This window comes from Streptomyces sp. Inha503, assembly GCF_047215865.1.
Lineage (GTDB): Bacteria > Actinomycetota > Actinomycetes > Streptomycetales > Streptomycetaceae > Streptomyces > Streptomyces lycopersici.
Genome location: NZ_CP178360.1, coordinates 1223314 through 1236808 on the forward strand (window position 1 = coordinate 1223314; position 13495 = coordinate 1236808).

At 71.8% G+C, this 13495-nt stretch carries 16 protein-coding genes; 14 read left to right on the forward strand and 2 right to left on the reverse strand.

Features of this window, described 5'->3' with window-relative positions:
* The first annotated feature begins 183 nt into the window (after positions 1-183).
* The 14 genes from ACJX2R_RS05380 to ACJX2R_RS05445 all read left to right on the forward strand — a co-directional run bounded on the left by ACJX2R_RS05380 (position 184) and on the right by ACJX2R_RS05445 (position 11672).
* Positions 184-2685, forward strand: a complete 2502-nt coding sequence (locus ACJX2R_RS05380; protein WP_413099027.1) for a beta-glucosidase — start codon at positions 184-186, stop codon at positions 2683-2685.
* 93 nt (positions 2686-2778) lie between these two features.
* On the forward strand, positions 2779-3573 hold the full coding sequence (locus ACJX2R_RS05385) for an SDR family NAD(P)-dependent oxidoreductase (RefSeq protein ID WP_413099028.1): 795 nt from the start codon (positions 2779-2781) through the stop codon (positions 3571-3573).
* A gap of 160 nt (positions 3574-3733) precedes the next feature.
* The gene (locus tag ACJX2R_RS05390; RefSeq protein ID WP_413099029.1) at positions 3734-4402 is read left to right on the forward strand and encodes a hypothetical protein; all 669 of its coding nucleotides are present in this window, start codon (positions 3734-3736) and stop codon (positions 4400-4402) included.
* Positions 4399-4596: a helix-turn-helix domain-containing protein gene (locus ACJX2R_RS05395; protein WP_262703037.1), complete on the forward strand. Its 198-nt coding sequence runs from the start codon at positions 4399-4401 to the stop codon at positions 4594-4596. Before ACJX2R_RS05390 ends, ACJX2R_RS05395 begins: the two co-directional genes overlap by 4 nt.
* Positions 4597-4761: 165 nt before the next feature.
* Positions 4762-5169 carry a hypothetical protein gene (locus tag ACJX2R_RS05400; protein ID WP_413099030.1) on the forward strand — a complete coding sequence of 136 codons (408 nt, stop codon included), beginning with the start codon at positions 4762-4764 and terminating at the stop codon, positions 5167-5169.
* Between the two features lie 53 nt (positions 5170-5222).
* On the forward strand, positions 5223-5798 hold the full coding sequence (locus tag ACJX2R_RS05405) for a phage tail protein (protein WP_262703034.1): 576 nt from the start codon (positions 5223-5225) through the stop codon (positions 5796-5798).
* 38 nt (positions 5799-5836) lie between these two features.
* Entirely contained in the window at positions 5837-6127 is a 291-nt protein-coding gene (locus ACJX2R_RS05410) for a hypothetical protein (protein WP_262703033.1), read from the forward strand.
* Positions 6128-6141: 14 nt separating this feature from the next.
* Positions 6142-6522: a hypothetical protein gene (locus ACJX2R_RS05415; protein WP_413099031.1), complete on the forward strand. Its 381-nt coding sequence runs from the start codon at positions 6142-6144 to the stop codon at positions 6520-6522.
* Between the two features lie 12 nt (positions 6523-6534).
* Positions 6535-7161, forward strand: coding sequence for a hypothetical protein (locus tag ACJX2R_RS05420; RefSeq protein ID WP_413099032.1), 627 nt, complete (start codon positions 6535-6537; stop codon positions 7159-7161).
* Positions 7162-7175: 14 nt separating this feature from the next.
* Positions 7176-8333: a hypothetical protein gene (locus tag ACJX2R_RS05425; RefSeq protein ID WP_413099033.1), complete on the forward strand. Its 1158-nt coding sequence runs from the start codon at positions 7176-7178 to the stop codon at positions 8331-8333.
* Between the two features lie 3 nt (positions 8334-8336).
* Positions 8337-9245, forward strand: coding sequence for a phage distal tail protein (locus ACJX2R_RS05430; RefSeq protein ID WP_413099034.1), 909 nt, complete (start codon positions 8337-8339; stop codon positions 9243-9245).
* An 85-nt stretch (positions 9246-9330) separates the two neighbouring features.
* On the forward strand, positions 9331-10371 hold the full coding sequence (locus tag ACJX2R_RS05435) for a hypothetical protein (protein ID WP_413099035.1): 1041 nt from the start codon (positions 9331-9333) through the stop codon (positions 10369-10371).
* A gap of 6 nt (positions 10372-10377) precedes the next feature.
* Positions 10378-11466, forward strand: a complete 1089-nt coding sequence (locus tag ACJX2R_RS05440; protein WP_413099036.1) for a hypothetical protein — start codon at positions 10378-10380, stop codon at positions 11464-11466.
* Positions 11466-11672 (forward strand): hypothetical protein, encoded by a 207-nt coding sequence (locus ACJX2R_RS05445; protein ID WP_413099037.1) that lies wholly within the window; start codon positions 11466-11468, stop codon positions 11670-11672. Before ACJX2R_RS05440 ends, ACJX2R_RS05445 begins: the two co-directional genes overlap by 1 nt.
* On the opposite strand, the gene ACJX2R_RS05450 is transcribed toward ACJX2R_RS05445, so the two are convergent.
* Together ACJX2R_RS05450 and ACJX2R_RS05455 are read right to left on the reverse strand one after the other, a co-directional pair.
* Entirely contained in the window at positions 11659-12459 is an 801-nt protein-coding gene (locus ACJX2R_RS05450) for a TIGR03943 family putative permease subunit (RefSeq protein ID WP_413099038.1), read from the reverse strand. The two genes, ACJX2R_RS05445 and ACJX2R_RS05450, sit on opposite strands and share 14 nt — an antisense overlap.
* Positions 12456-13472 carry a permease gene (locus tag ACJX2R_RS05455; RefSeq protein WP_413099039.1) on the reverse strand — a complete coding sequence of 339 codons (1017 nt, stop codon included), beginning with the start codon at positions 13470-13472 and terminating at the stop codon, positions 12456-12458. The genes ACJX2R_RS05450 and ACJX2R_RS05455 overlap by 4 nt, the downstream gene beginning before the upstream one ends.
* Positions 13473-13495 lie beyond the last annotated feature (23 nt).

Genomic DNA, 13495 nt, shown 5'->3' on the forward strand with positions numbered 1-13495 from the left:
CCGTGTTCTCCCCGTGACAGTGGACCCCGCCCCCGGGCGGGGTCCACCGCGTTCGCGCCCTTCGGCGCGGCGCCGACCGGCGACACCCCGATCCCGAAACCCGGCGCACCCCGGCGAGCGGCCGACCCCGTGATGTGATGTCCGCCACACACGTCCTCGAGCCGCGAGAGATGGAGTGACGCCATGCCGGGCGCCCTGTCACGCCGTTCCGCCCTGTCCTTCCTGGGAGGGGCGATGGCCGTCGCCGCCACTGGTGGGAGCGGATGGCCTGCGGCCGCCACCGGGCCCGGAGCCGCCACCGGGCCCGCCCCCGCCCGCGAACCCGGCTCCCGGGTGAACTCCCTCATCGGCCGGATGACCCTCGATGAGAAGCTCGCGCTGCTGCATGGCGCGAAGGATCCCCACAGCCTCGGACAGGCGGGGTACACCCCGGGTGTCCCCCGGCTCGGTGTTCCGCCACTCCGGCTCGCGGACGGGCCGGCCGGCGTACGGGTCACCCGGCATGCCACCGCGCTGCCCGCGCCGGTGCTGCTCGCCTCCGCCTTCGATCCGGCCCTGGCACGGGAGTACGGGCGCACCATCGGGCGCGAGGGCCGTGCGCTGGGCCAGGACGTGCTGCTCTCCCCCATGGTCAACCTCATCCGCACCCCCTACGCCGGGCGCAACTTCGAGACCTTCGGCGAGGACCCCCTGCTCGCAGCCGAGCTGGTGGCCGAGGAGGTCCGCGGCATCCAGGGCGAGGGCCTGATCGCCACCGTCAAGCACTTCGCCATGAACAACCAGGAGCACGAGCGGGAGTCGATCGATGTCATCGTCGACGAGCGGACGATGCGGGAGATGGAGCTGCCCGGGTTCGAGGCGGCCGTACGGGCGGGCGCGGGCGCGGTCATGGGCGCCTACAACAAGGTCAACGGGGTCTTCGCCTGTGAGAGCGGGCCGCTGCTGACCGGGGTGCTGCGCGAGGACTGGGGCTTCGACGGCTGGGTGATGGCCGACTGGCACGCCGCCCACAGCACCGCGGCGGCCCTCGGCGCCGGGCTCGACATGGAGATGCCGGACGGCGAGTACTTCGGCGGCGCGCTGCGGAAGGCGGTGGCCGACGGGACCGTACCCGAGGCCGAGGTGGACCGCGCGGTCGGCCGCGTCCTGACCGTCATGGACCGCTTCGGTCTGCTGGACGGCGGCGCCCCGCCCCGGCCCGGCCGGGACCCCGGGGCCGGGGCGCGCACCGCGCTGAAGGTCGCCACGGCGGGCGGCGTACTGCTGCGCAATGAGCGCGGCACACTGCCGCTGACCGGGTCCGCCGCCCGGTCGATCGCCGTGGTCGGGCCCACCGGCTCCATCCCCTTCGTCAGCGGCGGCGGCAGCGCCCATGTGGTCCCCGACCACGCCGCGAACCCGCTGGAGGCGATCCGGGAGCGCGCCGGAAAAGCGGCCCGGGTGGACTACGCCCTGGGTGAGGACGTGTTCGGCAAGGAGATCCCCGCCGCCGTGCTCTCCCCGGCCACCGGGCTGGAGAAGCGGACGGTGGCGGCGGGGAGGAGCTGGGCGTATGACGGCACCCTCACCGTGGCCGAGGCCGATGAGTGGACGTTCGTCCTGCACTTCGGCGGTCCGCCCGCCGGCCGCCCGAAGGTGCTGCTGGACGGCGAGGAGCTGTTCCCGTTCCGGTCCGGCTTGGGCGAGTACTTCACCGGTGGCTTCGTCAGCGCCGCCCCGGACGGCCTCGCCGTGCGCCGGGCGGCCGTCGCGCTGACGGCGGGAAGGCACCGGCTGAAGGTCACCGCCGAGGGCGGCGGGAAGGGGCTGACCTTCCGGCTGCGCCGCACCACCTCCGCCACCCGCGCCGCCGATGTGGCCGAGGCGGTCCGCGCCGCCCGCGCCGCGCACAGTGTGGTGCTCTTCGGCTACGAGGACGCCACCGAGGGCAGGGACCGCACCACCATCGCCCTGCCCGGCCACCAGAACGCGCTGATCGCCGCCGTCGCCGAGGCCAACCCGCGCACGACCGTCGTCCTGAACACCTCCTCGTGCACCTCGATGCCCTGGCTGGAGCGCACCGCCGCCGTCCTCCAGATGTACTACCCCGGTCAGGAGGGCGCCGCGGCCACCACCGCCCTGCTCTTCGGCGACGCCAACCCCGGTGGCAGGCTCACCCAGTCCTTCCCCGTATCCGACGACCGCCATCCGATGGCCGGAGACCCCCGGCGCTACCCCGGGGTGAACGGCCGCGAGGAGTACTCCGAGGGCGTCCGGGTCGGCTATCGCTGGTACGACGCCGAGGGAGTGCGGCCCCTCTTCCCCTTCGGCCACGGCCTGTCGTACACCACCTTCGGCTATGCGGGGCTGCGGCTGCGGCGGCGCGGAAGCGGCCTGGAGGCGGTCTTCACCGTGCGCAACACCGGGCGGCGGGCCGGGGCGGAGGTGGCCCAGGTGTATGTGGGGCCCTCCCCCGATCTGCCGCTCGACCAGGCCGAGCGGTGCCTGGCGGGATTCCGGCGGATCCATCTGCGGCCCGGACAGGCGCGGAAGGTGACGGTCCGGGTGGCCGCCCGGGCGCTGTCCGCATGGGACTCCGAGCGCCATGGGTGGGTACTTGGCACCGGGCGCCGGACCGTGGAAGTGGGCTCCTCCTCGCGGGATCCGAGGCTGCGGGGGCATATCGAGGTCCGCCATGGGTCCTGAGCGGCACGGCCGTCGGCGCATCGGGCTACGCTAGTATGACGCGTGTGCAACTAAAGGCGCACGCAAGCAATAAGGCATCGACGAAGGAGCGCCGTGCAGATCGACCTTTCCGGTAGGACCGCCCTGGTCACCGGCTCCACCCAGGGCATCGGATTCGCCATCGCCGCAGGCCTGGCGCGGGCGGGTGCCCGTGTCGCCGTCAACGGGCGCCGTCAGGAGTCCGTCGAGGCCGCCATCCAGAAGCTGGAGGAGGACACCGAGGGCGGCTCGTTCCTCTCCGCCCCGGGCGACATCACCACCGATGACGGCGCCCGCCAGGTCATCGACGCCGTGCCGGACACCGATGTCCTGGTCAACAACCTCGGCATCTTCGGGACCACTCCGCCGCTGGAGATCAGCGACGATGAGTGGCGGCGCTATTTCGAGGTGAACGTCCTGGCCTCCGTCCGGATGATCCGGAGCTTCCTGCCCGGGATGAAGGAACGCTCCTGGGGCCGGATCATGAACGTCGCCAGTGACTCCGCCGTCGTCATCCCCGCGGAGATGATCCACTACGGGATGTCGAAGACCGCGCTGCTCGCCGTCACCCGCGGCTTCGCCAAGGACGCCGCCGGTACCGGTGTCACGGTCAACTCGCTGATCGCCGGGCCGACCCACACCGGCGGGGTCGAGGACTTCGTGTACGAGCTGGTGGACCCGGAGCTGCCCTGGGACGAGGCGCAGCGGGAGTTCATGGCCAAGTACCGTCCGCAGTCGCTGCTCCAGCGGCTGATCGAGCCCGAGGAGATCGCCAACATGGCGGTCTACCTCAGCTCCCCGTTCGCCTCGGCCACCACCGGCGGAGCCGTGCGCGTGGACGGCGGCTACGTCGACTCGATCCTCCCCTGACACCCGCCCCGGCGCCTCCCTGACACCCGCCCCCGCGCCTCCCCGACATCTGCTTCGGCGCCCTCCTGATCCCCGCTTCCGCGCGCCCTTCCGGTGGGAACCGTTCCGCGTGGACCGGGGTCCCTAGGGAGCGAAGAAGCAGACAACCTGGGGGGTTCTGTTGAGCAATGACGCACTCGCGCATCCCGACCGCATCAGAGCGAGCCACTGGATCACCATTCTGAGACGGCAATTCCCCGAGCTCCAGGCGGAGTTGACGCCCTCCCCGCACCGCCCCGGCCTCGGCCGGCCGCGGGGAGGCGCCGACCGTCACGGGCCGTCGGCGCCGTTACGCCTGCGGGTCTCCGACACCGTACGCGACATCACCGACGGCGTCGTGGAGCTGGAGGAGGCCGTACACGACCGGCTCGGGCTGCCGCCCACGGGCAGGGGAACGGTCGAGGTCAGACTGGCCCGCCTCGCGGGGCTGCTGGAACGGGTCGAGGCCGACCCCTCGCTGATGCGCCATCTGCTGGAGGAGGTCAGCGGAATGGCGCGGCGCTGCTCGGGCACGCTCGGGAACGCCGAGCCGGTGGTACGGCTGCGCGGCCGGTGCCCGCTGTGCGCCTCGGTCTCGCTGCGGGCCTTTCCGCTGCGCCGGGCCGTGCTCTGCATCAACCCCGGCTGCCGCTGCCCGCACACCGCGTGCGGCTGCCATGCGGACCGGGCGCATCGGCACTCCTGGCCGGAGGGCGAGTGGGCGGAGCTGGCGGCCGGCGGCGCGCTCGCCCTGGAGGAGATCACCGCCGCCCTGGACGGAGGCTCCACCGCCGTGGCGGTGAGCCGATGAGGACCACGCGGGCGCCCGAGTATCCGTTGCTGACCGCCGCCGTGGCCGCCGCGGAGGTGGGCGTCGCCCCGGCCACCATCCGCAAGTGGGTGCAGCTGAAGCATCTGCGGCCCGCGGGGCGTCAGGGCAAGGCGTTCCTCTATCGGCTGGAGGATGTGTTCGCGGCCGAGCGGGCCGCACGACGGCGTACGTGACCTGCGGGACCCATGGTCATCTCGGCATAAGTGACGACAAGTGGTTGTCAATGGGCATCCAGTGCATCACACTTGGTGCCAGCGGCGGAGCTGTGCCCCCTGAAGGGGCCACGGCCCCGCCGCTTTTCGCTGTGCGCAGCCCTGACCACAGCAAGGAGTGCGCGCATGACCGATCCCTTGGTGATCTTTCCCGACGTCGAACGCCTCGTCGTCGAGCATCTGAAGAACCGCCCCGAACTGGCCGGGGTACTCGTGGACAACCGGACCCCGCCGGACTTCGACGGAACCCAGAAGGCCGTGCTGGTCTCCCGGGCCGGCGGCGTCTGGGTCGAGGACATCCACCTGGACCAGCCGTTGGTCGACCTCGAGGTGTACGGCCCGGACAAACCCACGGCCCACACCCTCGCCACGGCCGCCCGTACGGCGCTGTTCACCGTGCGCGGCACCACGTTCGGCACCGCCTGTGTCACCGATGTCCTTGAGGTGGACGGCCCCCGGTGGCTGCCCGACTACCTGCACGCCGCCGCCAGCCGCTATGTGTCCACGGCCCGGCTCTCCATCCGCCCGGCGTAGGCCACGCACCGCCGACCGTCCGCCCTCATCACCACGCCACAAGGAGCAATCGCATGCCCGGAATGAACCCCAATGAGATCCGCGTCGCGGGCACCGGCCGCATCCTCACCGCCCCGCTCGGCACCACCGTCCCGGCCGATGTCTCCACGGCGTGGGCGGCGGGCTGGAGGGACCTCGGGTACACCACCACCGACGGCATCAAGTTCAACAAGAAGGACAAGATCGACCCGGTGGACACCTGGCAGTCGGTCAGCCCGGCCCGCTTCGTCTACTCCGACCGGGACCTCACCGTGAAGTTCCAGCTGCTCCAGCTCAACGAGGACACCCTGCCGTTCTTCTTCGGCGGCGCCGTGGTGACGGAGACGGAGGCCGAGTCCAAGGTGTACCGCTACGAACTCGCCGCCGAGCCGAAGAAGGACGAGCGGATGCTGGGCGTGGAGTTCGCCGACGGCGATGTCATCAAGTACCGGTTCGTCCTCCGCCGCGGCCAGGTCACCGAGACCGAGGAGCTACAGCTCACCCGCACCGCCGCGGTCCGGCTCGGGGTCACCTTCACGGCACTGGCCGTGGACAACGACACCCCGCTGGCCACCTGGCTGATGAATGACCCGGCGTTCGCCGGATCCTGATCCCGTCCCCCGAAGCCGATCGCGAAGGAGTCGCCGCCATGCCCGCGTTCAACGTCAACGCCGCCCGCGCCCAGCGTCTGGAGGCGCTGGGCCTGACCTGGGACTTCGAAGTGGACGGGGAGAAGTTCTCGCTGCCCACCGAGATCCCCCGCCGCTCGGCGCAGGCGCTGGCCGAGCTGAAGGACAACGACCTGGACGGGCTGCTCGCCCTCCTCATGGGTGAGGAGAGCTATCAGCGGCTGTGCCAACACGAGGTGAGCGTGCAGGACATCGCCGCGATCCTGGAGGCGTACGGCCAGGACACCGGGCTCGGCGTGGGGGAAGGCTGAGCCTCGGCGCGCTCGTGGAGGAGCACGCCGAGGCGCTGGAGGCCGATCTGCTGCGGTACTACGGCGTCGACCTGCTCGACTGGCACCGCCAGGCGCTGTCCTCGCGGCGCCTCGCGGTCCTGGTGCGCCACCTTCCGCCGGACTCGGCGTTCGTACGGGCGCGGGAGGGCGAGGCCGCGGAGTGGGGGCTGACGGACCATCTGCTGGCGGCGGTCGTGGACCACTTGGCGATCGCCAACTGGATGTTCGCGTCGGCCAACCGCGACGAGTACGCGGACCCGCCGGAGGCACCGGTGCCGGTGCCCCGTCCGGGGGCCGAGGCCGCCGATACGTCCGACGGCCCGCCCGACGGCCACGCGCCGACGGGGGCGGAGTTGGCGCGGTTCTTCGGGTGACCTGCTGGAGGGATGATGGCGGACATCGTGCGGGACCTGCTCGGTACGGTGCAGGACCTGCGACAGACACTGGACAAGAAGCTCAAGGAGTGGAACGTCGAGCGCGCCTGGGTGAAACAGGCGATCACCGGCTTGAACTCGGAGGCCAACGCCCTGAAGGCGGAGGTCACCGGTATCACCGGCGCCGCCAAGTGGGGCTCAGCCGAAGTCACCGGTGCCTCCGCCGGATTCAAGCTGTTCAACTTCGAGAAGACGCTGTTCGACGTGCAGGAGATGCGCGACAAGGCCCGCGGCGTGGATCCGGAATCGCTCAAGGCGTCCATCACCGCCGTGAAGCAGCGGGTGGCGGCGACACGGACCTCACTGGCCCGGACGATCCTCCGCGTCCGCACGGAGATCACCTCCGTCCGCACGATCGCCGAGAAGGCCGAACGGGACAGCCAGCAAGCCCTGCGAAGGGGCAAGGACGCACTACAGAAGGCCGAGGCCGCCCACCGGCGCCAGCGCACGGCCGCGAGCAACGCCCGCGGCTCCATGCCACCAGGCCGGGTGTCGGGCGTGCAGGACATCAATGAGGCAAGCCGGGCCATCAACGAGCTGGAGCGACGCCTGAACGGTCTCGTCAGGGCTCTCGGCTGAGGAGGAGGCCGCCCATGTCACTGGCACAAGCGCTCAACCGATCCGTCTCCGGCTTCCGCGGCCTGCGCAGCACCGTGGGCCAGACCGATACCAGCGTCTCCCGATTCGCCCGTACCGCGACGCAGGCGGGCTCCGCCGTCGGCCGCATCAAGGGCGATGTCGACAAGTCGGCCAACTCGATGCGCACCCTTCAGCGAGAGGCCAACGCCGCCGAGCGCAGCGTCGCCAAGAGCGGCCGCTCCATGACCGCCGCGGGCCGAGGCGCGGCCACCGGGGGTGGGCTGATGGGGCGGATGAGGACGGGGCTCCAGGGGGTGACAACGGCCCAGAAGGGCCTGAACACCGCCATGAAGTCAAACGTGTTCGGGGCCATCATGGCGCTGCTGATGCCGCTGATCATGAAGCTCGTCGACATGGCGATGCAGTCCAAGACGGTGCAGCGCATCGTCCAGGCGGCCTTCAGGATCATCGGCCAGGTCATCGGCTCCACCATGCGCGTGGCGAAACAAGTGGTGCAGACGACCTGGAACGGCATCAAGACGGCGTTCACGGTCGTGCTGAAGGTCATCTGGACCGTCGTGAAGACGTACTTCAACATCTACAAGACCATCATCACCACGGTCATCCACGCCATCATGGCCGTGGTCCGGCCCCTGCTGTCCTTCTTCTCGGAACGGATCCCGGGCGCCTTCCGCTCCGCCCGTAACGGCATCCAGCGCGCCTTCAACGGGCTGGCGGGCATCGTCCGGGGTGCGTTCAGCGCCGTGCTCGGGGCCGTGCGCGGGCCGCTCAACGGGGTGATCGGGCTGGTCAACCGGGCGATCGGCGCGCTGAACCAGGTCAAGGTCTCGGTGCCCTCATGGGTGCCGGGGATCGGCGGCCGGTCGTTCGGGGTGAACATCCCCACCATCCCCACGCTCGCCCAGGGCGGCATCGTGCTGCCGCGTCCCGGTGGCACGCTCGCGCTGCTCGCCGAGGGCGGGCAGGCCGAGGCCGTACTGCCGCTGAACCGGCTGAGCACCCTGCTCGCCCGCACCGGGCCCGCGCCCGCCCTGGCGGGATCCGGCGGGACGGGCGGCGGATTCGTCATCGAGCACTACCACGAAGCCCCGGGCGGCAGCGCCCGGCAGACCGCCGAGGATCTGATGTTCCTGATGAAGGCGAGGGGGTGACACATGGCCGACGAGACCACCGCCACCGAACCGGGGCCGCTCATCACCACCGACGGGCAGGTGCAGTGGGCCGGACTCCTCATGGGCCCCGGCACCGACTACTGGATCGCCTCCGAAGGGCTCACCGGCTGGGAGGAGTTGCCCGCGCTGGACACCTCCGACGCGGACCGCCCGGTGGGACACGGCGGCTGGCCGGGTTCGCAGTGGGCGCAGGCCCGTACGGTCACCGCGCAGGTGTGGTTCGCGCCCGACCCGGACGCCGGACCGGAGGCCGTACGGGACGCGCTGCGCGCGCTGCGCGCCGCCACCGCCGTCCGCGACGAGGAGGAGTGGCTGGCCGTGCGCCTGCACGGCGAGACGCTCGCCGTACGGGCCCGGGTCACCCAGCGCGTGGTCCCCACCGACCGGCAGTTCGCCGCGAGCCGGCTGGCCAAGATGACGCTCCAGTGGAAGGCGAGCGATCCACGCCGTTACGAGGCGGTGGGACGGCGGGACACCGCCGGGCTCCCCCAGCCCGAGGCCGGGCTGACCTGGCCGCTCAGCTGGCCGCTGGCCTGGGGCGCGCCCGGTTCCACCGGCGATCTAGCGGTGGAGAACGACGGCAGCGCACCCGCCCATCCGGTGATCGCCTTCACCGGGCCGTGCACCCGGCCGCGGCTGGCCAACCGGACCAGCGGCGACTGGCTGGAGTACGCGATCACCCTCGCCCCGGACGACGAACTGGTCGTCGACACCGCGGAGGGGACCGTGATGTTCAACGGCACCGCGTCGCGCCGCCACACCGCCACACCGGGCAGCGCCCCGGAGGAGTCTTTCACCCTGCCGTCCGGAACCTCTCAGCTGTCCTTCCGCGCGGCGTCGGGAGGGGAGGGAGCCACCGCCACGATCACCTGGCGCCGCGCCGAGTGGTGAGGCGCCGCGCCGCCCCATCATCCGCTCCGATCCTCAAACCCCGTACGAACACAAGGAGTTCTCCGATGACCGTGGGAGCCGTCCGATGACCGTCCGTTCCGCCTGGCATCCGCCCACCGGCCAGACCCGTGAGGACACCCGGCTGGCCGTCAGCCTCGGCATGGCGTCCGCCGGACCGCTGCTGACCCGGGCGGGATGCGTGTTCGGCGGGCTACAGCTCACCGGCACCGCCGCCACCGGTATGCAGGCCAAGCTCTCCCCGGGCCAGGTGTGGATCCCGGGAACCTCCACCGGATCGCAGGGCGGCTATCCGGTCACCGTCGACTCCGACACCCTGCTGACCGTCGCCGATGGGCACTCCAGCCTGGCCCGGGTGGACGCGCTCGTCGTACGGGTCCACGACACCGACTACGACGGCTCCGGGAAGTACGAGGCCGCCCTGGAACTCCTCCAGGGCACCCCGGCCGGCTCCCCCACCGCCCCGGCCGTGCCCAAGAACGCGGAGCTTCTCTACGAGATCGCCGTCCCCGCCGGGGCGTCCGCGGCCAAGGGCATCACCTGGGCCTCCGCCATCACCGACCGCCGCCGCTACACCGCGGCGCTCGGCGGCATCGTCCCCGCCGCGGGCGGCGCGCCGCACAACGGGGCGTATGCCGGGCAGTACCGCGACGCGGGCGGCCGGCTGGAGCGCTGGGACGGCGCCCAGTGGGCGAAGTACATTCCCGACACCGTGCTCCGGCACACGGCGGACTGGGGAGCCACCACCTCCGCCACCTATCAGGAGATGCTCACCGACACCGTCGCCACGCTCACCGCCACCTTCACCGCCCCGGCGTCCCGTTGGGTGTCCCTCACCTTCGGCGCCTTCACGGCCGCCGACGGGAACGCCACCGCCTACATCTCGTTCCGGCTCAGGACGCAGAGCGGCACCGAGGTGTACGCTCCGTCCGACGACCGCGCGGCGATCCTCGACGGTGCCGGACGGGCCTCCATCTCCACCTGTTTCCCGGTGGGGAACCTCACCCCCGGCGCCGTCTACACGGCGACGGCCGCGTACCGTTCCTCGATCGCGGGAACGCGTGTGCACTTCGACAACCGCTTCGTCCGCGTGGACCCGGTGGCGTGAGGCGCCGTGGACGCCCGCTACCGCGCCGTCTTCACCGATCTGCGCACCGACCAGGCCATCGACGTACTGCCCCTGCGAGAGGTGGAGTACGACGACTACCTCGGCAAGCCGGGGTCCCTGACCGCGACCATCCCGGTGCCCGACGCCCGGATGGCCCGGCGGGTCCGGGAGCTGGTGGAGGGGCGCACCGCCGTCTATCTGGAGCGGGGTGACGAGGTCTGCTGGGGTGGCATCGTCTGGACGCTGACCCCGGCCACGGACGACCGGGGCCTCACCACCGTCGGGCTTCAGGCGGCCACCTTCGACTCCTACGCGGGCCGTCGCTACATCCGCGCGAATCTGAGCTTCACCGCGCTCGACCATCTGGAGATCGTCCGCCGGCTGTGGGACTACATGCAGGGGTCCGAGGGCGGCCACATCGGCGTGGAGTACGAGCCGACGGCCCCCACCGCGGCCCGTACGGTGGCCTACAGCGACGGTGACGAGACCCTGGTGGAGGAGGCGATCACGCAACTCGCCGCGATGGAGCCGGGTTTCGAGCACCGGATCGCGGTGTACCGGGATCCGGTGACCGGACGGCGGGTGAAGCTGCTCCAGCTGGGCTCTCCGGTGATCCGGGTGGGCAGCCAGCCGGTGATGCTGGATCTGCCGGGCGATGTGCTGTCGTACTCCTTCCCCCGCGACGCCACGCGCGGCGGGACGACCGCGCGGGCCAGGGGCGGCACCCCGGAGGGCGGGTCGGGCGGTCCGGTGATGTCCGGGGAACAGGTGGCCGAGGATCTCCTCGCGGCCGGGTTCCCCCGCCTGGACACCTCGTCCGACCACAGCAACGTCACCGACAAGGCGACGCTCGACGCGTTCGCCCGGTCCGAACTCGCCGCCCTGCGCGGCACGGTGGTCATCCCCTCGGTGCGGATCCGCCTCGGCTCCGGCACCACCCCCGCGCTGCTCGGCACCACCGTGCGGCTGCGCATCAAGGACGTGTGGTTCTCCGAGGGGCTGGACGCCCGCTACCGCGTCGTCGGCATCAAGGTCACCGCCCCGGAGCGGGGACGTCCGGAGACCGCCGATCTGTATCTGGAGGAGGCAGACTGATGGCGAACCTGCCCGAGGACATCGTGGACCGGATCAGGGCCCTGGAGCGTCAGGTGCACCGGCTCACCACCTACGTCAACAGCAAGCCCGGCGGGACGCCGACGGCCCTGGCCGCCACCGAGCCGCCGTCAGCGCCGCGGGCCCAGGCCCAGGAGACCTCCGGGGAGGAGCCGTCGCGGCCCGACGACACGGCTACGGGCCCCTGACGTTGTCGTGGTAGGGATCCTTGGGCGCGGGGACACGCCGTACGGCGGTGGCGTCCAGGGCGGGGCTCGCGCCGTCCGTGCCCACCTTTCCGGTGGGATGCCAGGTGCCGGTGACGGTCACCCAGGCGTCGGCGGGCGGCGCCGACGCATCGTGCACCCGCACCTTGCGCACCTGGGCGTCGGCGGCGCAGCAGCTGATGACGAGGCGGCTGACGTACCAGGTGCCGTGGCGTCCGGGGGTGACGAAGCCGGTGAGCCGGACGATATGGCCCTTGAGGGTGCCGTCGGTGTCCCAGACCGCGCGGGAGCTGAAGTCGTTCAGCGTCATCGGCACCACACCGGCGTCCGGCAGGGCCGGGAAGAGGCTGTGGCCGCTGTCGCCCGAGGAGGAGGGGGCCTTGGGTGCCTTCGCCTCGTCACGGGAGGCGGTGTACGAGCCGAGTGCGGGCGGCGCCAGGAAGAGGATGGTCAGGGCCGGTACGTACAGCAGCCAGGCGACCTTCGGGCCGCCCGCGTGGCTGTGCCCGTGGCCGTGGTCCACGTCGTTGCCCTGGTCCTGGTCGTCGTCCTGATCCTGAGCGTCGCTGTCCGTACGGGGGCGGTTGAACGGGAAGCCGTCGCGGGCGGCACTGACTGCGCCGAGCGCGATCAGCAGCACCCCGGAGGCGATGAGCGCGGGCCGCAGCCCCGGGCGCACATAGCGCAGATACAGATCGGTCAGCAGGGAGATGTGCAGCAGCCCGACCCCGAGGAAGAGGAGCAGCAGCACCTGGATGTTGCGCTTCACAGCAGCCACCACCCCACCAGCGCGCTGCACGCCACCGCCACCACCCAGGTGGCCGACGAGAAGCGCACCGCGAAGGCGCGCCCGAAGGTGCCGGACTGGAGGGCGATGAGCTTCAGGTCCACCATCGGGCCGACCACCATGAAGGCGAGCCGGGCGGTGGGCGAGAACCCGGTGAGCGAGGCGGCGACGAACGCGTCGGCCTCCGAGCAGACCGCGAGGACCACCGCGAGCAGCCCCAGCATGGGCAGCGAGAGCCACGGGGAGTCGGACAAGAGCCGCAGTACCGAATGCGGCACCGCGACGTTGAACGTGGCGGCGGCCGCCGCGCCGACCACGAGGAAGCCCCCGGCGTGCAGGACGTCATGCTGGAGCGAGACCCGGAACTCCTCCGCGCGGCTCGCGCCGGGCGTGTGCCCGGCCGCTCCCTTCGGCAGCCGCAGCCACTCCTTTCGGCCCGCCCGGATCCACAGCCAGCCCATGGCCACGGAGGTCAGCAGCGAAGCGATCAGACGGGCGGCCACCATCCAGGGGTTACCGGGGAAAGCCACATACGTCGCGACCAGCACGATCGGATTGATGGCCGGGGCCGACAGCAGGAAGGCCAGCGCCGCCGCCGGGGCCACCCCACGCCGCATCAGACTCCCGGCCACCGGCACCGAAGCACACTCACACCCCGGCAGCACCACCCCGGCAGCACCGGCCACGGGCACGGCGAGCGCCGGATTACGCGGAAGCACCCGGGTGAACACCCACGCCGGCACGAACGCACTGATCGCGGCCGACACCACCGTGCCCAGCAACAGAAACGGCACACCCTGGATGACGATCGCGGTGAACACCGTCCGCCACGCCGCCACCGCACGGTCGTCCAGCGCTGCGGTGATCTCCGGTCTCAGGACGATGGCAACACCGCCGAGCAGCACTACCGGCAGGCCCGCGGCCAGGGCCATGGTGCTGACGCGCGCGGCCGTGCGCAGCCGTCTGGCCCCCTCGGCCTCGACTTCGCCGTGCATCTCCCCTCCCCCGGGCCCCGCAG

Bases quoted from the DNA above. Each gene is read 5' to 3' on its own strand.
- ACJX2R_RS05380 (WP_413099027.1), top strand. From the start codon at position 184: ATGCCGGGCGCCCTGTCACGCCGTTCCGCCCTGTCCTTCCTGGGAGGG.
- ACJX2R_RS05395 (WP_262703037.1), top strand. From the start codon at position 4,399: ATGAGGACCACGCGGGCGCCCGAGTATCCGTTGCTGACCGCCGCCGTG.
- ACJX2R_RS05400 (WP_413099030.1), top strand. From the start codon at position 4,762: ATGACCGATCCCTTGGTGATCTTTCCCGACGTCGAACGCCTCGTCGTC.
- ACJX2R_RS05405 (WP_262703034.1), top strand. From the start codon at position 5,223: ATGCCCGGAATGAACCCCAATGAGATCCGCGTCGCGGGCACCGGCCGC.
- ACJX2R_RS05410 (WP_262703033.1), top strand. From the start codon at position 5,837: ATGCCCGCGTTCAACGTCAACGCCGCCCGCGCCCAGCGTCTGGAGGCG.
- ACJX2R_RS05420 (WP_413099032.1), top strand. From the start codon at position 6,535: ATGATGGCGGACATCGTGCGGGACCTGCTCGGTACGGTGCAGGACCTG.
- ACJX2R_RS05425 (WP_413099033.1), top strand. From the start codon at position 7,176: ATGTCACTGGCACAAGCGCTCAACCGATCCGTCTCCGGCTTCCGCGGC.
- ACJX2R_RS05430 (WP_413099034.1), top strand. From the start codon at position 8,337: ATGGCCGACGAGACCACCGCCACCGAACCGGGGCCGCTCATCACCACC.
- ACJX2R_RS05435 (WP_413099035.1), top strand. From the start codon at position 9,331: ATGACCGTCCGTTCCGCCTGGCATCCGCCCACCGGCCAGACCCGTGAG.
- ACJX2R_RS05445 (WP_413099037.1), top strand. From the start codon at position 11,466: ATGGCGAACCTGCCCGAGGACATCGTGGACCGGATCAGGGCCCTGGAG.
- ACJX2R_RS05455 (WP_413099039.1), bottom strand. From the start codon at position 13,472: ATGCACGGCGAAGTCGAGGCCGAGGGGGCCAGACGGCTGCGCACGGCC.